We start from the raw sequence: 26,701 nt of genomic DNA, 5'->3' as shown, positions 1-26,701 counted from the left end.
TTAGTTTTTTGCAATTGTCTTGTCCTAAAATGTAGCAGGTGTGTTGTAGCTTGTCATTAAAAACAAAAAATGGCAACAAAAATCAAAGACAAACGCTCTTTCGATAATTGCAGTTTTTTTTCCTGCCTTTGCGAGGCTGTTTGCCAGCGGTACTCCTGCCTGGCCGGCACCAATAATTATCGCAATGTAATGTTTCATTGTTCTAAAATTAGCGTCGTAAATAAAAAGCAGACCATTAGAAGATAACGAAAATTTCAATCCAACGTTTCAATTTACACACAACCGCCTAAATATTAAACCCAAAATTGATTAGCTTTAATTTTAAATATAATAATATGAGCCAGCAAAAACAAAATCTCAAACACTACTTCTTTAAAACAACGATGTTTGTTTGTTTTCTATTGATCTCGAGTCAGTTATTTGCGCAGAAAGAATTAAGTCCGAGAGCGACCTACCCGGATTTATTTGAGAAAGTACAATTGGCGAGAATTTATCTGGATAGTAAATCTTTCGCAGATGCGATTCCTAAAATGCAACCTTCGAAAATAATGGCTGCTTATCAATCGCAGAAAGACTTGAAGGAATTTAATTTAAAAGCGTTTGTTAATACATATTTCTCTTTGCCCGAAAATCATAATGCCATTTACCAATCGGATATTAGCGCCGGTATTGAGAAGCATTTGGATACGTTATGGACGGTTCTGAAGCGAAATCCTGATACAGCTACAAAGTTCCAAACCTCATTAATCCCTTTACCAAAACTCTACATTGTTCCTGGCGGGAGATTTAGAGAAATTTATTATTGGGACTCGTACTTTACGATGTTAGGTTTGCAAAAGGCGGGTAAAACAGAAATCATGAAAGATATGATTGATAATTTCGCTTATCTGATTAATACATACGGCTTTATCCCGAATGGGAACAGAAGCTACTATTTAACCCGTTCTCAGCCTCCGTTTTTTGCGGCAATGGTTCAGTTGCTTACTCAAAATAATCCTGATTATAAAATAAGCGAATACAAAGGTGCGCTGGAAAAAGAGTATAATTTCTGGATGAAAGGTTCGGCAACATTAAAAAACGGGCAGGCCGCAAATCACGCTGTAAAATTAGCTGATGGAACTATTTTAAACCGTTATTATGATGCCGGCGACCAGCCCCGTGAGGAATCTTACCGGGAAGATTTTGAAGCTGCAAAATTAACAAAACAACACCCATCAGTTTTTCTTCGCAATGTACGTTCCGCAGCAGAATCTGGCTGGGACTTTAGCAGCAGGTGGTTTGCTGATGGGAAAAGCTTTAATCAGATCATCACAACTGATTTGTTACCCGTTGATTTGAATACTTTAATTTACAATTTGGAAATTGCGATAGCTGAAGCGAATAAACAATCGGGAAATACCACTAAAGCAGCTTTGTTTACGGCAAAAGCCAATAAACGTAAAGCTGCCATTTTAAAGTACTTTTGGAATCCGAAACAGATTTTTTTTACAGATTACAACTGGAAAAGTAAGCGTCTATCTAATCAAATTACCTTAGCCGCTTCATTTCCTCTTTATTTTAAAATTGCTACACCACAACAGGCAAAAGCTGTTTCAGAAAGAATTGAGAAAGATTTTTTGAAAACAGGTGGTCTGATTACCACACTTACTACAACTAAAGAGCAATGGGATGCGCCAAACGCCTGGGCGCCTTTACAATATGTAAGTATTCAGGGATTACACCATTACGGTTATCATCAACTTGCCGATACGATCACGACCCGATGGATAAACCAGAACATTGCTGTTTTTAAAGAAACCGGAAAGTTAATGGAAAAATATAATGTGGTCGAAACTTCGGGCAAAGGTGGTGGCGGTGAATACCCGCTACAGGACGGTTTCGGCTGGACAAACGGCGTACTTTTGAAACTTATGAAAAAGTAAATGTATAATTGTCAAGTTGGCGCTAATTTATTTCATAAAGGTCAATATAAAAATGACAGATGGATTTTAGCGCGTTGAATAGGCCCCGAGGATCGTCATGAATGCCGATAAAAAAAACAAAAAATAATGAATGATCTTAATGCAATAAGCTTTAAGATTAGCTTCGCTGAGCACTGCGTGGTTCCTGCCTACATCTATTGTGTGGACACACCTCTGTTAATTTACATTTGTTTTTTAGCGTTTTCGTCTAGGTCCATCGTCATGCTGAATTTATTTTACAAGTAGAAGTTAGTATTTTCAATTATCTTGTAGCTACTGCGTCGTCAGCATCTTTTCTGACAATATCAAGCTTTAATTATCTTAAAAAATATACTTTGGAGATAAATGTTGGTTTTTCCGCTCTATGCCGCGGTGGCAATGTACTTTGGAGCGCCAAAGTACCCAAAGCGCTTTGTCAATCCAGCAATGAGCCTTTTGCACAATCTCAAGCACATCAAAAAAACAGCGGCACTCTGTTTTGTGTTCAATGTTTTTTAAAGTTGAATCCTAGGTTATGAACACAAAACCACTGCGTTCCAGGTTTGTTAGTGCAATTTTTACTGTTGTGCACCTGTTTTTTTGATTTTTCCGGCTCCTGGGATTGACGGCGTACTTGGTTAAAGTCTCTGCTTTATTAAAGTTGGATAGCAAAATGCCTAAAAATACTTAATAAAGATGTGTCCACACGATAAGCCTACGCTGGAAAGACCACCACTCTATTGGAGTCTGTCAAATTGAACTTGTCGGAATATTTACTGGTTTCGACAAGTTCAAAACGACAAATTTTTAATTTTTATTTGCAACAGAAAAGGTTTTCTTTTCCATACCAACCCCCGTAATTTTAAGTGATTTCCATTTTGAAGGTAAAACGCTGGGAATTTGAATAATCCCTTTGTTCGTGATATCCAGACCTCCGAATCCCATGAGCATACTTTGTAAAACCCCGCCGGCACCCGTAGCAAAATATGGATTTGTGCCTCCTTTAGTTTCCGCAATCACCCTGAACGGTGGATTTAGATTTGGCTGATAGGCCTCGGTAAAATATTTGTATGCCTTTTCAGCATTTCCCGTTCTGGCATACAACAATGCAAAAATTGCATGTGTCATGGCAGGTGTGCCTTCATCAGGAATTCTGGTTTCGTAGTAGGCTAAATCTTTAACAATCTGACATTTGTCTGTGATCGATTTCAGCGGATAGGCTAATAAATTAACATCAGCCTGTTTAATACCTTCACCTTTATAAGTTGCATGTTCTTTGGTTACACCATCAGGAAAGGTTAAAACGGGAATGTTTTTTTCGACCAGTTCCCAATCTTTATTTTGAGGCAAGCCTAAAATTGCTGCAGCCAGGTTAGCATTTTTTAAATTCAATTTGGCAGCTGCGTTTGTAAAAGCATTATTATCTACATTTTCCGCCCATTCATCAGCGGCCACCACATTTTTGATATCATATTGGTTAGGTCCGTTACGCTCTACCCTACTTGCCCAAAAATCGGCAGTTTGTGACAGAATGGGCCAGCCCTTTTCTTTAAGCCAAACTTTATCCTGAGTTACGCAATAATAATTCCATGCGGCCAATGCAACATCGGCAGAAATATGGTGTTCAAAAGGGCCACTTAAAGCCCAAACAGGCGTTTCTTCTACGCCTGTATCCGCACTTTCCCAGGGATACATAGCGCCCTTAAATCCATGTGAAAAAGCATTCCGTTTTGCTGCTTCCAGTCGTTCAAATCTATATTCAATCAATGATTTTGCAATATCAGGATGAAGCACAAGGAGAGCCGGAAACATCCAGATATCTGTATCCCAGAACACATGTCCGTTATAGCCTAAGCCTGATAAGCCCATTGGAGAAAGTGAATAGGAAGTTCCCGCGCGCGAGAATGAAGTGAGGTGATACAACATGCTATGTACATCCTGCTGCGTTTGCGGGGCTCCATCAATTAAAATATCCGATTTCCACAAATCATCCCAGGCTGCATTATGATATTTAAGTAGTCGGTCGTGCCCCTCAAGCTTTGCAAAAATGGTCATTCTTTCTGCCTCATTAAGTGGATCCGCATGTTGAGCAGAACTTATCGTACTGCCAATAACCGAATAAGTATAGCTTTCACCTGCCTTTAGCGTTTTACTGAACTTCATTAAATGGCTGTTATTATCCCACATTTCGTGGATAATTTTTGGCTCACTGCCATGGAGCTCTGTAAACAAAAAACTGTTCGATGCACATAGCTGCAATTTACCTGTGGGGCTTTTCGCAGTTGAGGTGAGCAGGCTTAAAGTAACATGCGGCCTGTCTATTTCGTTATAATAATTCTCAACATCGCGAAGCGCATCCGGAGTTTCCATCACACTTGCCGCAGTGAATTTTAAATCTTCATTCGCCGTGATGCTTACATCCATTAAAACCGTAAATGGCAAATGGCGTAATGCGTAATAGGTGTATTTAATATTCGCTTTTTTGCCATAAAGCAATTGCGTTGTAAAAGCCCCATGCTTCATGTCTAATTGCTGCAGCATGTTGCTGGTATTTTGGTCATCAAGCCTTCTGCCATCAATTTCGATATACATATTCAGTAAGTTGAAACCGTTAAGAAAATTGCTTACACGACCGCGCCCATAGGTATCAAACGTACCAGCCAATACCACGTTTTTAACTTTAAATGGCTGTGGTGAGGAAACAATACCAATGATGCCGTTGGCAGCTGTTATTCCGAAATATTTATTAGGGTCGATTCTATCAGCACTTATTTTCCATGGGTCTTGAGCGTTTGAATTTAATGTTACTATCGCAAGCAACAAGAAAAGTACATTTTTTTTCATAACCATAAGCTCTGTAGAATATGTAAAAATTTTAAATAACAAGAGGCTGAATTGTTAGCGGATAGAAAATCTTTAACAATTGCAGCCTCTGGCTTTCAGGATTAATGGATTTTAATAGCCTGGATTTTGAACCAGGTTTGGATTACCAAGCTGATTATCAGGGATTGGAAATAACAAATATTTAGCATCACTGGCTGGTTTTTCCTGCCAGGCTGCAAGGTATTTCCCAAAACGGATTAAATCCTGTCTTCTGAAACTTTCCCAGTAAAGCTCGCGACCGCGTTCATCTAGCAAAACATCCAGAGTTAGGCTAGTCAAAGTAGAAGCACCTCTAACTGTTCTTAATGAATTTACCAATATTAAAGCCTGCGCCGTTTGCGATGTTCTTAACTGCGCTTCAGCTTTCATTAACAAAACATCCGAGTAACGGAAATAAACCCAGTCGTTATCCGGTTTCTTCGAACCAGTATTGGCATAATCAATTGGATATTTAATTACACGAATACCTGCAACTTCAAGGTGGTTCGGATCGCGCTCGATGATGGCAACCTCTGGTGTAAATGCCAAAGGATTACCTTTCCTGTCTTTTAAAGCAGCTCCATTTTGGTCAAACTGCTGACCAACAAGAAAGCCTACTCTGACGCCAGAAACATTTGTTTGTCCGGTGTAAGCTCCACCCCTTCTTTTATCGCCCGCTTCGAATTTGTCATAAAAGTTCGATAGCGAAGAGAAGCCATTATAGCCATTAGGATTTTGGTTATAGTGTAAGGTGCATTTCCACTGACCGTCTAAATCGCTACCATCATTTCCAGCAGTATTTTCTGCAGTAAAAATATTTTCTTTAGATAAAACATTGTTCGTGGGGGCAAAGTTATCGAAATAGTTAGCTGACAATACGTACCCGCCAGTTGCTATTTCATCAGCTAAAGTGATTACTTTAGCCATATCTGCTGCATCGAAAGTTGGCGCAGCACGGTTTAAGAAAGCACCTTTGTTCAGGTAAACTTTCATTAAAAGTGTTTTAGCCGCATTTTTATTCGCCACATTTGCCGGACCATTTGGTAAATCAGGAATAATAGCAGTGAGTTCACTAATCAAATAAGCAATTTCTTCGGCTGCATTTCTAACCTTGGAAGGAAGTGTTACACCTTCTCCAGTTTCACGGTAAGGAACTTGCCCCCAGCCATCTAAAATAGAAAATTGGGCGAAAGCCCTAAGAAAACGAGCTTCAGCAGCTTGCGCTGGAGTAGGATTAAATCTTAAAACAGTAGTAGCTGCATAACTGACACTATTTAAATCCCTGAAGACACCGGATATTCTTCCGTCATCTGCGGCCCATCTATGTAAATGAAGCGCTCTCCATGCACCATTATCATCCCAGTCACCGGCTCTTGTAGGTACAATTGCTTCATCTGAGGTTACCTCCTGTAAGGCAGACCAATTCCAGGGTGCCTGATACGGGCCTCTCATTGCAATATAAGTCGCAGAAATTAACCCTGGTACATTTCCCTGAGTAAGTGTTCCCGAATTTACTTGTCCGTGCAGATCTTCATCAAGTTTTGTACAAGCCGAAAAAGTAATCGCTATTACTCCCAGGCATAAAATATATTTATTTTTCATATTGAAAAAATTTAAGTTATAGAGAAAAATTAACACCAAAATTGAATGTCCTTGCTGTTGGATATGCGGTATAATCTATCCCCGCTGAAGGAACCCCATTAACACTTTTATTTACGTTAACCTCCGGATCGAAACCAGTGTAATTTGTAATTACAAACAGATTCTGACCGTTAACATAAATGTTCAGTGATTTGATTGCTTTACCAATGTTGCCGATATTGTAATTAATTGTCGCATTAGCCAGTTTCAAATAATCTCCTTTTTCTATATACCTGGATGATGCTGCAATAGGATTAGCCAATGATTCCTGAATCGCCGAATTTAGTAGTGCAGATGAGACATTTCTATTACCTAAATTCGAAATTGCCAATACAGAATTTGCGGTATTATTATAAATACTTTGGCCGAATGCTCCATTAAAATTAGCAGTAAAAGATATTTTTTTATACCTGATATTTGTACTCAGGCCCATAATAAATTTCGGATTAGGATTACCAACATAATATTTTGTAAATCCATCATCAGTGTATAAAGAGAAGCCATTCGCAGCTAAGCCGTTGTATTGTCTGGTTACCATAGCAAACAATGGCAGGCCATTTTGAATAACTTCAGTTGTTACATCACTTAATCCCTGACCGCTTAATGAACCGGTTTTAATTAAATCATTTAGATTTTTAACTGTATTTTTGATATAAGTTACATTACCACCCAAAGACCATGATACGTTGTCCTTTTCGATGATATTAGCATTCAGATTCATCTCCACACCTTTGTTGACAATCTCACCATTCAAATTTTTCCATGTAATCACATTTCCCTGCTCTGCAGGAGCAAACGCTGTTTGTGGATAGAGCAGATCTTTTGTTGTTTTATTGAAATAATCGATATTTCCCGTTATTTTATTTCCAAATAGTCCAAAATCTACACCAACGTTAGTTTGTTTATCTTCCTGCCATTTTAGATTATCGTTCTGATTATTGATACCTACCTGGGGAATAGGATCGCCGGCCTTACTAGGTGTTCTATACACAAAACGCTGTTGGGAAGAGCCTGAAGGAAAATCCTGATTACCTGTTTTACCATAACCCGCTCTGATTTTTAATAAATCCACCCATTTCACATCAGAAAAAAAGCTTTCTTGTTTAATGTTCCAGGCTATTGCAAATGAAGGAAAATATCCATATTTATTATTTGTACCAAACTTTGTTGAGCCATCAGATCTGATTGTTGCTGTTAATATATATTTATTATTATAGTTAAAAATACCCCTTGCAAAATAGGATTGTAATTCCGTTGTAGGATCGTTGCTTGTTACGAATGTTCTGTTTGACTTTAGGGTAGCCTCAAATGCATCGGTATAATCAAAAGGAAGATTTCCAAATCCAGTTGCAGTATTAACTGCACTTTTGTTTATAAAATTTGAGTATTCATATCCGATTACCATATTCACATTTAGCTTATTTGCAATTTCCTTATTAAAGTTTAAAGTATTTGTAAATTGTTGTGTAATTAATTCTGTATTGGAATAACTTGCATATCCACCTAAGAAATTACCATCTGGCTGAATACCCTGAAGATTTAAAGTACTCCTTGTTGAAGCCCTTCTGATACCTGTGCTGTAATTAACACTGGCCAGCATACGATACTCTAACCATGGCGTAATTTTATAGTAAGGCGAAACGCTTCCTAAAATGGTGGTTACTTTAGTTTTATCATTATTTGCAGCCAGTGCAGCCAAAGGATTTATGGTTGTTGAACCGTAATCGATAAACAAGCTGCCATCCGGATTATAGAAGGATTGTGTGGGATTCCATGACAATGCTTGTGAAATTAAACTTCCAGTAAAACCTGCATCGGTCGTAATTGGCGCTATACTTTCCAGGTACTGGTTACTAATCATGTTTACATCCAGGCCAAGTTTTTTGCTTTCCAGAAACTTAAAGTTTCCGTTAAAACCAGCACTGTATTTTTTAAAATCAGTTGTTTTGATAATACCCTGTTGATCCTGGTAACCTAACGAAACACGGAAAGTATTTCCGTTTGCGCCACCACTTATCCCGACAGCATAATTCTGATTATATGCTGTTCTGGTAATCGCATCGAGTGCGTCAACACTGGTGCCAAAATTTCCGTTTGCAAGCCCATATTTAGATAACGCTGCACGGTATTCATCTCCGGAAAGCACATCTACCCTCCTGGCAATATTACTGACACCTGCAGATGCGCTGAAATCAATTTTCGTATCGCCGGATTTACCTCGTTTAGTTGTAATTAACACCACACCGTAAGCGGCACGTGAACCATAAATTGCGGTTGCAGATGCATCTTTTAAAATCTCCATCGATTCGATATCAGCAGGATTGATAAAGTTTAGCGGATTTCCATCAGGCGCAGTTCCGATACCTGCACTGGTAGATGGTCTTGCTGAACGGCCATCTAATGCGACACCATCCACAACATAAAGTGGTTGTCCTGTTCCTGTAATTGCCGAGTTACCCCTGATTCTAACCGTAGAAGCGCCTCCTGGCTGACCACTATTGTTAATCATTTGTACACCGGCAACTTTGCCCTGAATTAACTGGTCGGGTGCATTTAAAGGACCTTTATTAAAGTCTTTCGCCGATACGGTTGTAGCGGCTCCTGTTAAATCGTTTTTCCTCACCGACGCGTAACCAACAACCACAACTGCATCCAGGTTGTTTAGCGAAGCCAGTGTGATGTTAATCTGGGTTTGATTGTTAACGTTTACCGTTTGTGTTTCGAAACCTACGAAACTCACAATTAACCGTGATGTTGGCGATGGTACCGTAATTTGATATTTACCATCTGCATCACTTTGTGTTTTAGTGTTAGTTCCTGCAACCTGTATAGTTGCACTGGGTAAGGGTAATTTATCACTATCGAATATTATACCTTTTACCACAGTTTGCGCAAAAGCTGCCGTGCTTAAAAGGACCATAAAGAAACTTAAAAACGTAAGTTTCTTCAATGCGTACAATTTCTGTTTCACAGGCGAGACAGACCAATTGCCTGGTAGAGTCATGTTCATAATGGAATGATTTAATTGGTTAGAATTTTTTGTTTTTTTAGTTCAGATAATTACGCTGAATCTTAAGGTGGTAGATGTTTCATGAATTCTGTTAGTTTAGTTTAGTTAGTATGATGATTATTTTTTATACAAAGGATATGGTTTTTCAATTTTCAATTTGGCTACCTCCAGCGCCTGACTAATGCATTCATCAATGGATTTTTCGTGTATAAATGCCGATAGAAATCCCGACCAGAAAGCATCTCCCGCACCGGTTACGCCAATTACGGAATTTACCGGAAGTGCCGGCTTATGCCGCCAGGCCTGGTTTTTTGTTTTAAACCAGACACCATCTTTCCCACAGGTAAGGCAGATTATCTGAGCATTCAGATTATCCAGCCATTTAACAGCTTCCTCAATAGTCAGGCTTTCCCCGGTGAAACGCTCCAAATCGTCGACACTAATTTTTAGTAACGGATCCATTTTCATCAGTTTTTTGAAAACATCTTTGCCATCATCCTCCTGCCAGATGGAGGGTGCGAAATTCCAATCGACCGACAAAAATTTACCTGATTCATGTGCTTTGGTAAAGGCACGAAGGATATTGGTTCGGGCCGGCTCTTTGCTCAGGGCAAAAGCAGTTGTATGGATCATATCCGATGAATTAATGGCAGCATCTTCTACTCTTTTTATGGCCAAATCAGCGCTGCGATAAGGAATAAAATCCGGTGTATGTTCATTTTTAGCGACTAATATCACACTTGTCTGCCTGTTTGCCGAACGGTGTATGTATTTGTCTGACAGACCAATTGTTTTAAGTTCATTAATTAAAAAAGATCCTAAATTATCTTCACCAACGGTAGCAACAAGTTCTGCATCAATACCAAGCCATTTTAAGTTCGCACATAAATTGGCTGAACTTCCACCCTGATTAGTAGAAAACTGTGAGGAAACCGCAAGAGATTCAATGTTCTGATCAGATATCATATCTACAAGTAATTCGCCTACTACTAAAACTTTTTTTGCTGAAATACCTCTTGTCGAATTCATCGTAATAATCTTTTAAAAATTAAAAAAGCGCTTTAAAATCATCACTTATAAGTGCCTGTTCAGCAATTATTGCACCTGCAGCACTCCACGTACAATTCGGTACCCCGCATGGATTTTGCGTAGAACCATGTAAACATTCGTTAAATAAATCTGCCTTTGAATTTGAGGTGTGAATGGCTGATGTAATCGATTTCGCAAATTCAGTTTCTCCGCTTAAACTTAAAGCTGCTGCCAGCCAGCCATTCCAAACCGGCCATAAGCCACCGTTATGAAAATACCCGGGTTTATTTCTGAATGAATAGGCGTAGTTATTTTTCAGCTCATTCATATCGTCATCATTCTCTTCTATCGCTGGATAAAAAGACGGCAACATTGATTGATGGTTTTCTTGTAGTTTTTTTATATAATTAATCACTAATCGATTTTGAGTTTCATTACCAGTTCCAATTAAAAGGCAAAATGTGTTTGCCTGCAAATCAAAATAATTATAAATTCTGGCCGGGTTAAAACCCATTAACCAAAAATCTGCTGATGCATCTTTCAACTGGTGGACTAAATTCGGGGCGTAGGCATTTGGCTGTCCATCAACCTTCCAATAATTCGCTTTTATTGCGTTTACAATGTCCAGGGCCTTATCATTCCAGTTTTTATTTGAAACTATTTTTGAAGCCAGTTTTAAGGCCCAAACCCTAAGTAACTGGTCAAACAAGATGTAGCCATGCTGAATATATTCATCAGCCCAATCACCACTTTGGGGCACATAAACCAAATGTTTTCCGTTAAACTCCCAGGCTTCTAAAACCGAAAGGCATTTATCTACCTGTGCCTGATGTTTTACCCAAAGCGTTTTATCTCCTGTTAATAAAGTGTAAGCACATAAGCCGATAACTGCCCACGATGGATTATCGGCCCTGCCTGACGTGCCTCCAAAACTTACCGAACCATTTTCAGGAGAAACATTCGACGGCATAAATCCGTTTATATGTTGATTATTTAAAAGTGTTTCAATTGTAGCTTTTGCAGTTTTTACCAGATCATGTTCACCACTTAGCAAGGCAGCAATACTCGTAATTACGCCATCTCTGGTCCACACGCGTTTATAATTGTCGTGGTCTTGCACTGCTGCCACAAATCCAAAAGGAGTGGATGCCTGTTGCAAAAGGTTTAATGCCTCGTTATATGCTTTTAAATCGACCATTATATTACAACTCCCCTATCTTTTTTCTTAATCAATAACACCATAAATCCTGCAACCGTAATGAGTACACCTGCAAAAACAATTGCATTTTCAGGATTGTGACCTAACAGGTACCGGTAAACGTATTTGAAGGTAATCGTTTCCAGAAGCATTGGCATTACGATAAACATATTCAGAATGCCCATAAAAATTCCTGTTTTTTCTTTTGGAATGCTTCCCGCGAGCATAGCATAAGGTGTGCCCATCATACTTGCCCATGCAATGCCCAGGCCGATTATTGGAATGAATAACAAAGCTGAATGATGAATCAACGGCAAACAAATAAGGCACACTCCTCCGAACAGCAGGCTGATAAGATGTACTTTTTGAGCCGTTATCTTTCGTGCAAAAAATGCAAGTGGAAATGCCACGAGAAAAGTTACCACGTTATAGCCACCATTAACCGTTCCGGTAAGTAATTGTGCGGAAGCAAAACCGTCAGAGGCGGCATCAGTTGTGTTATAAATAGTTTTAGCCAGACAAAGCGTTACAAATTGCCAGTAAACAAACATGGCATACCAGTTAAAAAGGTAAACAATGCCCAATTTTTTCATGGTAGAAGGCATCACCTTAAAAGCTTCAATAATATCTTTAAAAATTCTGCCTACACCGCCAGTTTCTGCCTTAATCTTTTTTATTTCGTCTTTTGATAATGGAGTTTCTTTTGTGGTTAAACAGCTAAACATAATGGAGCCGATAGAAACCACTCCCCCGATAAAAAATGCTGCATAAGTTGTATAAGGAATATTGTTTCCACTTCTGGAATGAATACCGATTAAGCCTGCGGCAATCAAAATTCCAGGCGTCAGATTAGCCAGCGTAATCCCCAAACCTGTGAAAAAACTTTGGGTTAGGAAACCAAGTGCATGCTGCTCTGAAGGTAATTTATCGCTGACAAAAGCCCGGTATGGTTCCATTGTGATGTTGTTACCGGCATCTAAAATCCATAAAATTCCGGCAGCCATCCAAATTGAACTGCTGTATGGCATAGCAAAAAGACAAATGCTGCAAATTATCGCACCAATTAAAAAATATGGCCTTCTTCTTCCGAATCGGCTCGTTGTTTTATCGCTCATTGCGCCAACAATCGGCTGGATGATTAACCCCGTCATTGGGCCTGCTAAATTTAACAACGGAATCTGATCTGCATTTGCACCCAGGTACGAGTAAATGGGTGTCATATTTGTTTGCTGCAAGCCAAAACTATATTGGATGCCAAAAAAACCTAAGTTCATGGCAATTATCGAAGAAAAATTCAACTTCGCTGCCGATGAAAAATTATTAACCTTTTCTGCCTGAGCCCCTATCATATTAATGTTGATTAAGTTTAAAAACCACAGCTTGCCACGGTTTAAGGTTAATTGTATGGTTAGCTATTGTTACAGTTTCATCAGCGTTGTTTAGTAAAAGTTGGGGTGTAGTTGTAAACCAGTATTTATTTGCAAATGAATTATCCCATTTGGTAAAGGCCCTTAAATCAATGAGTTTATGAGCGCTGGGATCGTTCCCGATATCCATTATTTCAAAATGATAGGCCCTATTTAACTCATATCTATATGCATCATTTGACGAAGAAAAAACCGGCTTATTACCCTCAGTTAGAGGCGATGCCTGCTGCGCAGCGCAGTTTAATACAGACAGTAAAATGAAAACTAAAACAACAGGAGTAAAATTTCTCATAATTTTGATAAATAAACAGCATAGCCAAAAGATCCGGCTTCAATTTATGCGCTTTTAATATTTGGTTAAACTGATGAAGCACTTACGCAAAAATTAATCTGCAGAAATACCTCATTCATTTGATAATATGAAGATAGGTTATAATTAATGTAAAAACATTAAAATAGACGTTTTATAACCGCAAACGTTTGCGGAAACATTTGCGAAAATGTTTGTTGTGGAAAACTTATATTTGATTAACCAAATATAAACCATGAAACAGAATCCAACATTAAAAAAGATTGCTGAGCGGTTAAATGTAAGTATATCTACAGTTTCGAGGGCATTGAAAGATCATCCGGATATTTCAGCGGAGACGAAGGTAAAGATTAACGAGCTTGCAGAATTGCTGGAATACGATCCAAATCCTTATGCCGTAAATTTACGTACGCACAGCAGTAAAGAATTTGCGGTTGTGGTCCCCAGTCTTTCAAATTTCTTTTATCACTCCTTTATCAGCGCCATTGAAGAAGAGGCCAGGATATTTGGTTATTCTGTAATTATTTATCGCTCATCAAACGACCCGAAAATTGAGCAGGAAATATTAAAAAGCTGCAAACATAAACGTGTATCAGGGATTTTTATCGCCATCACTTCAGAAACGATAGAGATAGAACCTTTTTTGAAACTGGATGGATATGGAATTCCGGTTATTTTTTTCGATAAAGTTCCGCAATATGAATCCTGTAACAAAATTTGTGTCGGCGATGAACATGCGGCTATCCTAGCAGCTGAAGAAATTTTAAAAAAGGGCATAGTAAATGTATTGGCAATTTTTGGCGATAAAAATATGTCGATTACCAAAGCCCGGTTCCAAAAGTTCACCTCAATATTATATAAAGAGGATAAAAAGGTAGAACTGAAAACAGTTCATGCCAGAAGTTCAGAAGAAGCCGAACAAATTACTTTAGCGCTTCTGCCCGAACATATCGGGGAAAAATTTGCCGTTTTCTGTATGAGTGATGAAATTCTTGCGGGTGCTATGAAAGCTATCCAAAGAAAAGGGCTGCAAGCGCCAAAAGATTTGGGCGTTATCGCAATAAGCGACGGCATGATTCCCCAGCTATTTTACCCGGAAATTACCTATGCTGAAACCAGTGGTTATAATTTAGGTAAGTTAGCCTTTAACAGGATGATGAAATGCATTTCAGGAAGCTCATTCGCTCAAACGATTATCGATGAATCAAGATTAGTGGTTGGGGGCTCTATTTAATAAGTAAAACGTATTGCGGGAAAACCAGAAGTCATTTACCCCATCTCACTAAAATTAAGAGAGCAATAACCTGATGGCTTATTGCTGATTTCTCTAAAACTCAAATTGGTTTATCCCATGTCTGTCCATAGCATTCCAAAGGGCGCTACGGATTAATAATAGAAAAGAGTCTGTAACTCGTTGAGGCTATCTCATAAATATAGAATTGTCAATCCTGAGGAATAATTTATTTTATAAAAATTAATATAAATGACAGTAATTAATCTACATGTAAAAATTCTCTCGCTTTACCATCATTTCGAGCGGAGTACTACCTGTACCGATTTTACATCGGTAACGCAGTCGAGAACCCGAAAGCTCTGTGAAACAAAATCTGTTTTTGATAGATCTCTCCACGTCGCACTGCTTCGGTCGAGATGACGAGCTTTTTTTTGGTATCTGTTGATAGTAGTGAGCTTGTACTGAGCGTAGTCGAAGTGAAGGACCTGTTTTAAATATTTTACGAGGTGTTTCGATACTTCATCAAGCTCATTAGAGGCTAAGCTCAACCTGACAAATTCAATTAAACTACAATTTACGATACAGCTTCTTATTCTTGTATCCGTTGAGTTGTTAACGTTTAAATTTTACAGCTTCCTATTGTTTTTTACTGCTGCACCTCAAACTGCAAACCGCTCAGGTACTTATACAGCCCTTGTTCACTTCTAATGAGTTCCTGGTGTGTACCCGATTCAATAATCTGTCCCTTTTCCATTACCAGAATCCTATCGGCTTCACGAATGGTTGATAAGCGGTGAGCGATGATAATAGAAGTACGACCACTCATTAATTCTTCCAGGGCTTCCTGTACCAGGCGTTCTGATTCAGAATCGAGTGAAGAAGTGGCTTCGTCCAAAATCAATATAGACGGGTTTTTTAGCAGTGCCCGGGCAATGGCAATGCGCTGACGTTGTCCGCCTGATAGTTTTACCCCACGTTCTCCAACCACTGTTTCGTAGCTTTCAGGAAATGCGCTGATAAAATCATGCGCATTTGCCCGTTTAGCTGCCTGTATAATTTCTGCTTTTGTAGCCGTTAGCTTGCCATAGGCAATGTTTTCCAATATCGTTCCGCCAAATAACATCACATCCTGTGGAACAATTGCGATCTGATTCCGGATATCCCTAAGCGAATAGGCAGAAGCAGGTTTGCCATCAAACAGGATTTCGCCACTTTGCGGATGGTAAAATTGCAGTATCAATCCTGCGGTAGTCGATTTGCCCGAGCCACTTGGCCCTACTATCGCTATTTTTTGTCCGGCTTTGGCCTCAAAAGATACATTATTTAAGACTTCAACTTCCGGCCTTGAGGGATAGGCAAAATTGATCTGGTTGAAAGCGAGATTCCCCACTATTTTTTGCTTTACCACATTATCCTTTTCGGTAATGGATACAGCTTCTCCTTGCTCTCCCAAGATTTCCAGTACCCTTTCGCTGGCGCCTACAGCTTTTTGAAGGTTGGCAAAAAGTTCGGGAAAACTACCCAGCGAACTGCCGAGGAACATCGCATAAAGTGAAAATTTTAAAAGTTCGCCAAAGGTAATTTCCTGCTGACTAACCAGGATACAGCCATAACCGATCACCCCCAGTACACTTCCAAAAACGCAGAGCACAATAAAGGATACAAACATACCCCTGAATTTAGCACCCTTAATAGCAATATCTGCTACCTCGCGGATGGTATTCTTATAACGTGTGGCTTCGAATGCTTCGTTTACAAATGCTTTTACATTGGAAATGCCTGATAAGGTTTCTTCAACAATACTGTTTGATTCGGCCATTTTATCCTGAGCCTGACGCGAAATCTTTTTGATAAAGCGGCCGAACAGAACAGCAAACACTATCATCACGGGTAAGATTAAAAGCAGCGCAAAGACCAGTTTTTTCGAAATGATGGCCATAAAAACTATCCCACCTACAAACAATACAAACTGCCGTAACATCTCCGCAATGGTGGTGGTTAAGGTATCCTGAACCTGCGATAAATCGGCAGAAATCCTGCTGTTCAGCTCACCTACCCTGCGGTTCGAAAAGAAGTTCATGGGCAAGGTGATCAATTTAAAGTAGGTATCGCGCCTGATGTCGGCCAGGGAGCGCTCAGCTACATTGACAAACCATAAGATTCTAAAATAAGACACTACTGCCTGCAATGCCAACACGATAAAGGCTAACATTAAGATGCCCTGAATGGTGCAGGGCAGGTAATTATTGCTGTGCTTGCCCTGTGCGGTATCAATTAATGCACCTATAAAAGATGGAAACGCCAATCCTACCAAACTTGATAAAAAGAGGAAAAACAATGCAGCAATGAATTTGCCTCGATAGGGTTTTAGATAAGTAAGCAAACGGGCCACATTGCCCAAGCTTTTCCTGTTTATTTTTGCTTTTGATAATTCAACGCCCGGTGCATTTCCACTATTTAACTGTTTTCTTGCCATTATTTTTATGTTGATCTTGTTGGGATACGATTTTCATCTTTTATTGCCCATTCTAGAACTAAAAAGGATTTTGATAATGAAGACGGATCAATGTCAAAAATACTTTAAATATCTTCAGAAATTTAAGCCGGTTACATTGCTTGTTTAATCTTCCTAAAATACCGGGAACGAAATTTTTCTGGCACAAACAGCCCTGTTAAATGTGACCCCGGCACCTATTGGGTTTCGTGTTTAAACGATAATTTTAATTTCAGATCGGATAAAACAAAAATTTGGACCAATTATAACATAAAAGATGCGCAGCGCAGCAATCAATTTTATACAGCATTGTTTTACCACCAATGGACCAAACAAAGCCCCCTCAATTGGCAGTTTTCTTTTTGGCGGGGATAAATTTGTGATCCATTTTTTTGAACAAGGCTCAATAATAGATGAATTTTTAGCGCCAGGACCTGTAAACAAAAGTGAAATTATTTTTACCCTTTCTGCAGAAACTGAAGAGGAAGTAAATGAATTTACAGATAAGGTTAAAAATGCCGGCGGTATTATCCTCAAGCAAGTGGAAAGAGATGAAGCCAATTATTATAGTTTTACTTTTACTGATCCTGATGGGCACAAATTTAATGTGATTTTAATGGATAATATGTGCTATTACGTAAGGATATAGAGACATTTCGTTTAAAATCTGGCAATTTATTTTGTATACAATTTTCTAAGTCCACTGATTATCAAATCACTATTTGTTTTGTCTTTTAATTGGATAAAAATATTTAATAATTGCTCAATCATTATTCTATATTTGCGCCCAAAATAAATATGTATATGAAATCAAAATTAACACTCTTAATTCTTCTTGTTGCAGTTTTTATCTCCTGCAAAAAAACTACTAACGTTGATGTTACACTTTCAACCAGCGGAAAACTTACCTATAGGCTAACTGACGATGCCGGAAAAGGATTGGCAAATGTAAAAGTATCTTTATTTGATCGCACAGATACTTATTATTCAAACTACAATATCCTGTTAGAAACCCGTTTAACAGACCCGAACGGTTTGGCTGACTTTGGAGACCTTAATCCAAACAATTACCTGCTTGTTGCCGATTCTGCAAAAGTTAACAATGTAGCTTACCTGGTTCAGGAGTATGTTCAGGTGCGTACTGGTGCAGTTAAAGCTAAGGAAACAAAAGTGACAGATTATTCTGGAACATTTGCATTAACAGTTAGATCTTACAATAATAATCAACCTTTAAAAAATATAGGTGTGATTATGATCCCGTCAAATAAATTCAATTACGCATCAACTACCGCTACTAATTTAAAAGTTGCCGATTATTCGGGAGTTACCAATGATGCCGGTTTGATCACTTTCAAAATCCCTTCAGCTAAGCAATATTCGGTATACCTTTATAATACGGTTACCAATGCTTCATACAATTATAATAATAGCGTATCAGTACAAAAAGATGCTACGGTTAACTATTTAATGACCATCTATCAACAATAGTTTGATTATAACCGCGCTTATTTTTATAATAATATGAAATGTAAAATCATGGTCCTGTTCGGGCTGTTTATTTTAGCATTGTCCTGTAAAAAGATTACCAATGTTAAGTTAGTTGATGGTTTAAATTCTGGCAAATTAAGTTATAAACTTGTAGATGATGCAGGGAAAGGTTTGACTGGGACTAAAGTTTCGTTATACGATGCGCAGAACATTTTAAACACGAGTTACCCAAATGCTAATGCCCTGGTAGCCACAATAAGGACAGATCAGGACGGCGTGGCTTATTTCCCTGAGCTATTGCCTAAAAACTACCTGGTAATTTGCGATACTGCCATTATCAATAACGTGAGATACCGTACTGATGAATTTGTTCAGGTTGTTGCAGATACGGAGAAAAAAAAGACCGTTAAAGTTTCTGAATTCTCAGGTATTTTAAACCTCACATTGATATCCAGCAGCGATTACAGATCTCCATTAAAAAATGTGGGCGTGGTGGCTTACCCGGTCAATGATATTAAACTTAATTCGGGTAATATTGCAGATGTGATCAATTCATCTGCCCTTAAAGGAGTAACTGATGCAAGCGGATTGGTATCGATAAAATTGCCATCGAATATTTCTTTCGATTTTATTGTATATAACCTGACAAACCGGAATCTGGGTTATGGCTATGGAAATTATAATATTGCAAAAGATGCTAAAATCAGCGCTACACTTTATTCTTATCCGTTTTAAAAATAATATTATTCAGGTCAGAAATTATTTATAGGAAAAAAACAAGGGGTTGTTCGGAAAAGATCGGACAACCCCTTTTTTAATTTCGATCCTGAAAGATATCAGTCAGCCTTTAAATAATCGCCTTATCACAGGGGTTTAATTACCCTTAAACTTTTCTACAGCTTCGGGCGTTACCGGAGTAAACAGGTTCACCAGGTTGCCATCAGGATCTCTTAATAACAAAGACTGATTGCCCCAGGGCATAATGGTTGGTTCTTGTACGATTGCGCTTTTTAAGGATTCCGCTAATTGTTCGAAACACTGCTGTACATCATTAACCCTGAATTCGATAATCACACTATGGTTCTGTGCAGGTTGGGCAACATTGTCGCCGCCAAAAAACTGTAAAGTGCGTGTGCTACCAATGGCCAATGTTGCGCTTTGGGTTTTTAACTCGGCAAAATCAGGCGTGTACCTGATGGCAGTTAAGCCTGTTACCTGTTCATAAAAATTGATGAGTGTTTCTACCTGGGCGGTAATGATGCGGGTGGATATTAAATTCATTGCTATTATTTTAATTGTGCAACGAAGGTATCGGGTACTTATGACAACTGTTTGTCAGGGCTTATATTTTCTTTATTGATCAGCAATATCCTCGCTCTCTAAATAATCATAATATATTAATGATAAACTACCGGTACACACGGATTTTTTTTGGAAACGTTGATTTCTTTCCATGCGACAAACCCATGTTCCTAGCCCAGATTGGATGGATGCCCCTGATTTTTCATCGGGGCAGGAAGTAAAGCGGGACTGTCGGTACCGATACGCACAGCAACTGCGCTCCGAATGATCAACTCATTTTTAGTAATTGAAAACAGATGCATGGGATTAACATGGAGTTAAAACCAGATGTTGCCATTATCGAAACCCTTAAAATTATTTTTCTGCTAACTTTAAAAAAACAATTACTGGTATTTATTTACATAATCCTGAAGTCCGCCTTTCATCCCTACACCTACGGCTTCAAAACGCCATTCTCCATTACGGCGGTAAATACGGCCAAATTCGACGGCGGTTTCGATAGAGAAATCTTCTTCAAGTTCATATTTCATAATTTCTACACCATTGGTATCTACAATGCGTACGAAAGAGTTTTTAACCTGGCCGAAGTTTTGCCTGCGGGCCAAAGCCTCATGGATGGTTACCACAATGCACAATTCGCTGATTGCAGGATTTACAACCGTAAGGTCAACATGGATTGCTTCATCGTCACCATCTCCCTCTCCTGTCAAATTATCGCCGGTATGGGTAAGGGCGCCATCCGGAGAGGTTAAATTGTTATAAAACACAAAATATTCATCGGCAATCAATTTCCTGTTTTCACCCAGCATAAATACCGAGGCATCTAAATCGAAATCGTAACCACTGGCGGCATTGTTAGTGTCCCAGCCCAGCCCGATGGTAAATTTTGGAGCTTTTAAATTTTCGCGTTGTCCTTTTTGAAGATTAATGGCCATGTAATAATAGGTTGATTTTTAATGCCTGCAAGCTAAAGTTAAATCAGGATTATTGCAACGGCCGGGAAAAAATATCTATAGGGTATTTGTAAAAAGGGTGTATTATTTTTTTGAAAACGAACGTTAGTGTTTCTTTGCGGGCGGCAGTCCTGCTATTGCTGTTAGTCCTCCCCCGATGAAACCTGAGAAACAAGCAAGCACTCAATAAAAGGCAACATAAAACAGTGCTTAAACCGGGCTCCGGGCTAACCTGCGCTATCAGGTTTATGTAACAGCGCCTGGTTTTTCATGGCAGAAACCCTTGTTCTTAGCCCCGATTGAATGGATGCCACAGATTTTTCATCGGGGCAGGAAGGAAAGCGGGACTACCGGTACCGACCAGCGCAGTAACTGCGCTCCAAATAATCAACTCATCTTAATGATTAGCCACGTACACGCATATGAACACGGTTTTTTTAACTAATGGTTAAAAGTATTTTTGGCGCTTTTTTCATTTCCTGTTTTTTTATAAATCTGGAAAATGGGTTTACATGATCGGCATTAAATGAAATTGTAAAGGCTTTTTAACTGTTTAGTAATCGAATCTTTTCGCAAAATATATGCGCTTATGACCTTTAGGAAAATCAGCTATTTCTCCTATCACTTTATATCCGTTTTTTACATAGAATCCTTCCGCCTGAAAGTCGAAAGTATCCAGCATGGAAATTGTTGCCCCACTTTCTAAGGCAATCTTTTCTATATATTTTAGCAGCTGTGAACCAAGTCCTTTTCGCTTATATTCCTCTTTAACCCAAAGAAGATGATCTCTAAGCCATTCCAACAGCCAATTCCTCCTAGTATCCCGCCAATATCAATACCTGCTTTATCTTTGGCCACAAACTCAAGTGGCGTCCAGACCTCAGCAAGTGCAGGTACACTCTTAAAATTGTATTCGTTTATACCGTCGATAATATTCTTTACGTTTTCCTTTTGACAAACCTCAATGGTATAATTTAATTTCTCGGCCATAGCTGTGAATTAATGTACTTCTGTCAATAAGGTGTTAACGCTCTACCAGTAAGGCTTTATCCTCAAGATCAAAAGTTATTCTTTTTCCCAGCCAATTGATCCAGATAATGCCATCATAAATCAGGCCATCTACAAACTGTACAGGGTTATCCTTCACAAACACAGTCGGCTGATCTTTGGCCGTTATACTTTTTAATTTTGTGCGGTAAATAGTAGAAACAAACGTTTCATTGATTTCGCTCTTCTTTTGGATTTTTTTAACCTGGGTAGTATCCGATACATCTATATCTAAAGCCTTAAGGTATTTAGTATTAAGCCTGTAAACGTCTTTTCCGGCACCAGCATCAAGTGAGAGTTGTAAAGTGAGCTTATTGTTTATTTTAAAATAAGAAAAAATAGTAAGCGATTTTTCCCGCGATTGTTCCAATTGAATGCTTAACTTTTTAGCTGTCTTTTTTATTACGGCCAGCGACGCAGGTGATTCGAGTCTTAATACCTTTTTCTCAAAATCAATCGTAAAAGGTCTGTTTTCTAACAGTTTTAGGGATATAATGCCATCAATGCCGCCGAAATCTGCATCTATAAAAGTTATTTCTTCTTCAGCTTTTTTAAAAGGGCCCATTTCAAAATTGGGAACATGATAAAGATCTATATCCAACCGCTCACCAGTTGCCCTGAAAGCGGTATAGCCTCCATCCTCTTTTTTAGCATGTTTAAGTTGATCAAAAAATTTCCTGGTAAATGCCGTTACACCAGCGCCAGTATCAAAAATAAAACTACCCTGTACATCATCTATTTTAGCTTTTACCAGGAGATGCCCTGAGGGTAACAGTTGGAATGGGATTTCGTCTTTACTGACAGACTGGGAAAAACCAAAAAGTGGAAATAAAATTAAAAAACAAATTGTAGCGGCTTTCATGTTGCGAATTTAGATGAATATTTTTCAGGATGTTAGATGGACGCTAAATTATAACTTTCCATTAAAATGAATGATAATTTTTGATATAATTATGCTTTAACCAGTTTTGATTTCTGGCCGTATATCCGGAGGTCATGCACGGGATTGTAAACAACAGGAACTGTCTGAAAGTGACTCCTGCTATTTTAAATCAGCTTCCTGCTTTTAGGCATAACAGGTTATTACCTTTTATTTACGGGAAGAAACCAGCAGCACTGCATCTGCCGCTACTTTTTTCCCCTTTCCGCTTATTTCAACGTATGGTTTTCCGTTTCCTGAAAAAGTAAAGTCGCCCAGTTTCACCCATTCTCCGGAGGTCTGCCCAACTACTTTGACTTCCTCATCGTTTATAGCAACTTCCCGGAGCCCTTTCCCATCAAATATTTTTACAGCAGTCACGGCATTTCTTTCCGGAAGTTTGGCATAGTAGGTATAGATTTCATAACGGCCTTTAATGTGCTGGTCAATGTAATAGCGGATGAAACTGCTGGTATCCATATTTCCGTCAGACAGGAAATAATCTGGTCCATAACCACCCCTTTTTTGTACTGACCACTGTCCAGCCATCTTCACCCTGGATGAATCACTGTTATCAATCAATATATCTGCCGCACTGCCATCTGCCAGTGGATCTTGTTTGAGCTGGCGCTGAAGACTGGCCACATCAATCTGCTGAACCGCTGATTTTCCGTCTATTGCCTTTACCGCAGCAAGTGCAGCTGACTGCCCTAACACCATAAATACCGGCTCCATACGAATGGAACCATAGGCAATATGTGTAGCTGAAAGACATACGGGAACTAAAAGGTTGGCTGCCTCTTTTTCTTGAGGCGTAATGGCCCGGTAGGCAATCGGGTAAGGGCCAAAACCACCTTCTTCTACATTACCTTCATTTTTAACCATCCCATTCACCACCAGCCGCTCACAGTTATGAGAATCCATAGTATAAGCCGCCATGCCTATTCCATCAGGAACAAGTTCCCGGCCTTCACAATGGTGCTGGGTCATTACCAGCGCACCTTTCATTCTTCTGGCTTCGCGCACATAAAGCTGGTGTGTCCAGTTTTCATTATCCCTGTACTCATCTTTCGGGTATCCCCACTCGTTCATTTCTGCCCGGATATATTCCGGAATGCGTGGGTCATGGCCCACAAAGTAAAGTAAACCCTTGGTATAATCCGTGTGGGCCGACCATATTTCCTGTCGCTTCCGGTAATCTGCATCCGGATAATCCCAGTTCATCCCGATCATATCCGTTGAAAATCCGTTGCGGTTATTGATATCCGTTTTCTGGTTGGGCATCCTGCTCCAGATGAAAACATCCTGCAAAGATTTCCAGGTTCTTTTTTCCATCTGGCGGATCAGCAGTTCGTAATGCTCTGGCTGGTAATGGGCAGGTTTGGTAATCGGAATCCGGTTTTTAGGGTCGTTACTGAGACAAATCCTGAAATTGTAGGCTTGTACCTTGTTGTCGCCACTCCCCTTTGCGGCCAATTGACCATTGGTGATACCCCAGAGCAAACCGCTTTTCGCATCGCCTTTAACTTTGTAAGGATCAATCCCATCCGGAAGCTGGTGACCATTGGTGAGCTGAACCCCGTTAAAAGTTTCACCGTATGTGGTATTGGCTTCCCTTCCTACCATGTAAGAAACGCCGGCCCTGGCCATTAAATCGCCTTCATAGGAGCAATCAATAAACACTTTGGCTTTTACGCTGCCAACCGAATGCTGATCAGCTGATTCCAGCAGGATTTCGGTAATCACGTTGCCCTGTTTTTTCACTGCCGTAACCCGGTTCTGGTACAACACCGGCACCTTTGCCTTTTTAAGGTAAGTATTAAAGATATTTTCAGCCACATGGGGTTCAAAGATCCATTGCTCGAATTTACCATAATGCTGACCGATCTGCCTGTAAAAATCAAGCGCCAGGCCACTAATGGCATATTTATTCCCGATATCGGTTAAACCCAGTCCGCCGGAACTCATTCCACCCACATGTTTTCCAGGCTCAATCAGCAAGACTGATTTACCATACTGCGCAGCGGTATAGGCGGCCATTACCCCTGCGGAGGTAGCGCCGTAAACACAAACGTCATAACTTTTATATAATTTCTGCTGCGCCTTTAGGCTGTTCAAAGTGATCAGAAGACCTAAAATGGTCAATTTGATTTTATTACTCATCTTTAATATTTAGGGTTTTGAGTCAGTTTCGGATTGGTCACGGTTTCAATGTTTGGAATCGGCCAAAGGTAATCTCTGCCTGTATCAAAAACTCTTGTTTCTATAATTCTCAGATCTGCCCGGTTGGCCACATTGTTATAGTTGGCGAGGCCGTTTTCATCGATCTGTGGCGGACCGGCCAGCAGGCCTCTTTGTACTCTGCCATAAAAATTGCCTGTCATGGCTTTATCTGCGATGCGCCATCTTCTTAAATCAGACAACCTGAGCCCTTCCATAGCAAGTTCATACAAACGTTCCTTACGCACCAGGCTTCTGAATGATGCGGTGCTTTGTCCGGCCGGTATAAGGGGCATGTTGACGCTGGGTCTGGCTCTTACCTGGTTAATGGCATCATATACCGACTGATCGAGTTGGCCAAGTTCATTTTTCGCTTCGGCATAAATTAACAGTATTTCGGCATACCGGATCTGAATCACATTGATCTCAGAATTACTGCGGTCGGCCTTATCATCCAGATCGACATATTTTTTCCAGCAATAGCCGGTAAAAGTGGCAAAGGCATTCAGTGCATCCTGGTTATCAACGCGTGTGGCCGGAGTGGTATTGTAATTCCAGCATTTTACACTGTCGCGATGGGTTTCAAACTGGTAATTATAAAAAATAGAGCCTGGCACTGCGATGGTAAAGGTAAGCCTTGGGTCTCTGTTTTTATACGGAGATTTCGGATCAAAAAGTGGTGACTGGTCAATGTTAAGTCCATCGGTGCAGGGAAAAGCATCCACCAGCGACTGAGACGGTACTTTGTTGGTAAAGCCCAGTCCGTTTCTGGAAAGCAGGGCATTTGGTGTTGAATGTGTTTTGATCCTGGATGCCTTGAGGTACTGGAAAGCCCAGATAATTTCAGGAGAGCTTTGACCGGCATAGGAAAACAGTGTGCCGTAGTTATTGTGCAGGCTATATATTTTCAAATCCATTACAGCCTTTGCAGCTTCTGCAGCCTCTGCCCATTTCGCATTATTTAATGCCGTTCTGGCTTTAAAAGCCAGGGCAGTACCCCTTGTAGCCCGCCCTACATCAACACCTGAATAGTTTAGTGGCAAATCTACAGCGGCTTCTGTAAGCTCTTTTAATATAAATTCAACAATAGCTGCCTTTTCTGTTTTGGCTACCTGGGCAGTTTCGAGCGTAAGCACGTTGGTGACCAGCGGGACACCGCCGAAATAATCGGTCAGGTATTGGTAGGTATAAGCCCTTACAAAACGCGCCTCAGCCCTGGAGCGGTTATAGATGGCCGCCGTAGATTTATCTTTAACCTTACCGATATTATCCAGGATAAAATTACATTTTGCAATTACCCGATAGGCTTCTGTCCATACGCTGATCGCGAGGCCATTATTGCTGTCCTGGTTTCCTTTGCCCAGGCTTTGTAATGGGCCGTTATTACGGTCCCAGCCTATATCCGTTCCATTATCCAGGAGCAGGTTCAAGGGCATGTTATCCAGCGGAGCGTAATTGGCATAACGGTATAAACCATTCACCGCCAGTACCAGCTCATCCTGGTTGCTGAAATAGGTTTCATCAGAAGGACCGCTTAAAGGCACTTTATCCAGATAATCTTTCTGGCAGGAGGATAATCCCACTAATAAAAAAACAATTATCGAACAGTATATTTTATTTTTCATTT

The 26,701-nt window shown here is 39.7% G+C and carries 21 protein-coding genes; 5 read left to right on the top strand and 16 right to left on the bottom strand.

All coding sequences use genetic code 11. The annotated features are described in order from the left end of the window. Positions 1 to 24: 24 nt before the first annotated feature. On the bottom strand, positions 25 to 198 hold the full coding sequence (locus FFJ24_RS08470; protein WP_138821086.1) for an FAD-binding protein: 174 nt from the start codon (positions 196 to 198) through the stop codon (positions 25 to 27). Positions 199 to 335: 137 nt separating this feature from the next. On the opposite strand from FFJ24_RS08470, the gene treF reads away from it, so the two are divergent. Beyond that, positions 336 to 1,922, top strand: coding sequence for an alpha,alpha-trehalase TreF (gene treF / locus FFJ24_RS08465; protein WP_138821085.1), 1,587 nt, complete (start codon positions 336 to 338; stop codon positions 1,920 to 1,922). Between the two features lie 825 nt (positions 1,923 to 2,747). Here treF and FFJ24_RS08460 read toward each other — a convergent pair. The 7 genes from FFJ24_RS08460 to FFJ24_RS08430 all read right to left on the bottom strand — a co-directional run bounded on the left by FFJ24_RS08460 (position 2,748) and on the right by FFJ24_RS08430 (position 13,399). Continuing rightward, on the bottom strand, positions 2,748 to 4,784 hold the full coding sequence (locus tag FFJ24_RS08460) for a glycoside hydrolase family 65 protein (protein WP_138821084.1): 2,037 nt from the start codon (positions 4,782 to 4,784) through the stop codon (positions 2,748 to 2,750). Between the two features lie 111 nt (positions 4,785 to 4,895). Beyond that, positions 4,896 to 6,404: a RagB/SusD family nutrient uptake outer membrane protein gene (locus FFJ24_RS08455; protein WP_138821083.1), complete on the bottom strand. Its 1,509-nt coding sequence runs from the start codon at positions 6,402 to 6,404 to the stop codon at positions 4,896 to 4,898. A gap of 16 nt (positions 6,405 to 6,420) precedes the next feature. Next, complete coding sequence (locus tag FFJ24_RS08450) at positions 6,421 to 9,453, bottom strand: SusC/RagA family TonB-linked outer membrane protein (protein ID WP_246862774.1); 3,033 nt, start codon at positions 9,451 to 9,453, stop codon at positions 6,421 to 6,423. Between the two features lie 117 nt (positions 9,454 to 9,570). Beyond that, positions 9,571 to 10,482: a carbohydrate kinase family protein gene (locus tag FFJ24_RS08445; protein WP_138821082.1), complete on the bottom strand. Its 912-nt coding sequence runs from the start codon at positions 10,480 to 10,482 to the stop codon at positions 9,571 to 9,573. Between the two features lie 19 nt (positions 10,483 to 10,501). Continuing rightward, positions 10,502 to 11,680 (bottom strand): glycoside hydrolase 100 family protein, encoded by a 1,179-nt coding sequence (locus FFJ24_RS08440; RefSeq protein WP_138821080.1) that lies wholly within the window; start codon positions 11,678 to 11,680, stop codon positions 10,502 to 10,504. Next, complete coding sequence (locus FFJ24_RS08435) at positions 11,680 to 13,029, bottom strand: MFS transporter (RefSeq protein ID WP_138821079.1); 1,350 nt, start codon at positions 13,027 to 13,029, stop codon at positions 11,680 to 11,682. The genes FFJ24_RS08440 and FFJ24_RS08435 overlap by 1 nt, the downstream gene beginning before the upstream one ends. A 1-nt stretch (position 13,030) precedes the next feature. After that, positions 13,031 to 13,399 carry a hypothetical protein gene (locus FFJ24_RS08430; RefSeq protein ID WP_138821077.1) on the bottom strand — a complete coding sequence of 123 codons (369 nt, stop codon included), beginning with the start codon at positions 13,397 to 13,399 and terminating at the stop codon, positions 13,031 to 13,033. 253 nt (positions 13,400 to 13,652) lie between these two features. Between FFJ24_RS08430 and FFJ24_RS08425 the strand changes: the two genes are divergently transcribed. Beyond that, positions 13,653 to 14,651: a LacI family DNA-binding transcriptional regulator gene (locus tag FFJ24_RS08425; protein WP_138821075.1), complete on the top strand. Its 999-nt coding sequence runs from the start codon at positions 13,653 to 13,655 to the stop codon at positions 14,649 to 14,651. Positions 14,652 to 15,297: 646 nt separating this feature from the next. Here FFJ24_RS08425 and FFJ24_RS08420 read toward each other — a convergent pair. Continuing rightward, complete coding sequence (locus FFJ24_RS08420) at positions 15,298 to 17,127, bottom strand: ABC transporter ATP-binding protein (protein ID WP_138821074.1); 1,830 nt, start codon at positions 17,125 to 17,127, stop codon at positions 15,298 to 15,300. 295 nt (positions 17,128 to 17,422) lie between these two features. Here FFJ24_RS08420 and FFJ24_RS08415 point away from each other — a divergent pair, with 295 nt between their 5' ends. From FFJ24_RS08415 to FFJ24_RS08405, 3 genes are all read left to right on the top strand, one after another. After that, positions 17,423 to 17,794: a VOC family protein gene (locus FFJ24_RS08415; protein ID WP_246862773.1), complete on the top strand. Its 372-nt coding sequence runs from the start codon at positions 17,423 to 17,425 to the stop codon at positions 17,792 to 17,794. 155 nt (positions 17,795 to 17,949) lie between these two features. Beyond that, positions 17,950 to 18,633 carry a hypothetical protein gene (locus FFJ24_RS08410; RefSeq protein WP_138821072.1) on the top strand — a complete coding sequence of 228 codons (684 nt, stop codon included), beginning with the start codon at positions 17,950 to 17,952 and terminating at the stop codon, positions 18,631 to 18,633. 33 nt (positions 18,634 to 18,666) lie between these two features. Then, positions 18,667 to 19,368, top strand: a complete 702-nt coding sequence (locus FFJ24_RS08405) for a hypothetical protein (protein ID WP_138821070.1) — start codon at positions 18,667 to 18,669, stop codon at positions 19,366 to 19,368. Positions 19,369 to 19,506: 138 nt separating this feature from the next. Here FFJ24_RS08405 and FFJ24_RS08400 read toward each other — a convergent pair whose 3' ends face one another. The 7 genes from FFJ24_RS08400 to FFJ24_RS08375 form a co-directional block, all read right to left on the bottom strand. After that, on the bottom strand, positions 19,507 to 19,914 hold the full coding sequence (locus tag FFJ24_RS08400; protein WP_138821068.1) for a VOC family protein: 408 nt from the start codon (positions 19,912 to 19,914) through the stop codon (positions 19,507 to 19,509). A gap of 404 nt (positions 19,915 to 20,318) precedes the next feature. Further along, positions 20,319 to 20,870, bottom strand: a complete 552-nt coding sequence (locus FFJ24_RS08395; protein ID WP_138821066.1) for a TerD family protein — start codon at positions 20,868 to 20,870, stop codon at positions 20,319 to 20,321. A 571-nt stretch (positions 20,871 to 21,441) separates the two neighbouring features. Then, on the bottom strand, positions 21,442 to 21,690 hold the full coding sequence (locus tag FFJ24_RS26760; protein WP_210419486.1) for a GNAT family N-acetyltransferase: 249 nt from the start codon (positions 21,688 to 21,690) through the stop codon (positions 21,442 to 21,444). After that, a complete protein-coding gene (locus FFJ24_RS26310; protein WP_210419544.1) occupies positions 21,615 to 21,878 on the bottom strand; it encodes a hypothetical protein in 264 nt (87 codons plus the stop codon). The genes FFJ24_RS26760 and FFJ24_RS26310 overlap by 76 nt, the downstream gene beginning before the upstream one ends. 34 nt (positions 21,879 to 21,912) lie before the next feature. Next, entirely contained in the window at positions 21,913 to 22,797 is an 885-nt protein-coding gene (locus FFJ24_RS08385) for a retropepsin-like aspartic protease (RefSeq protein ID WP_138821064.1), read from the bottom strand. Positions 22,798 to 23,025: 228 nt separating this feature from the next. Beyond that, entirely contained in the window at positions 23,026 to 25,017 is a 1,992-nt protein-coding gene (locus tag FFJ24_RS08380) for an FAD-dependent oxidoreductase (protein ID WP_138821062.1), read from the bottom strand. A 2-nt stretch (positions 25,018 to 25,019) separates the two neighbouring features. Then, entirely contained in the window at positions 25,020 to 26,699 is a 1,680-nt protein-coding gene (locus tag FFJ24_RS08375) for a RagB/SusD family nutrient uptake outer membrane protein (RefSeq protein ID WP_138821061.1), read from the bottom strand. Positions 26,700 to 26,701 lie beyond the last annotated feature (2 nt).

The sequence above is a fragment of the Pedobacter sp. KBS0701 genome, from assembly GCF_005938645.2.
In the GTDB taxonomy this organism is placed as follows: domain Bacteria; phylum Bacteroidota; class Bacteroidia; order Sphingobacteriales; family Sphingobacteriaceae; genus Pedobacter.
This window is presented reverse-complemented; position numbering and strand designations above follow the sequence as displayed.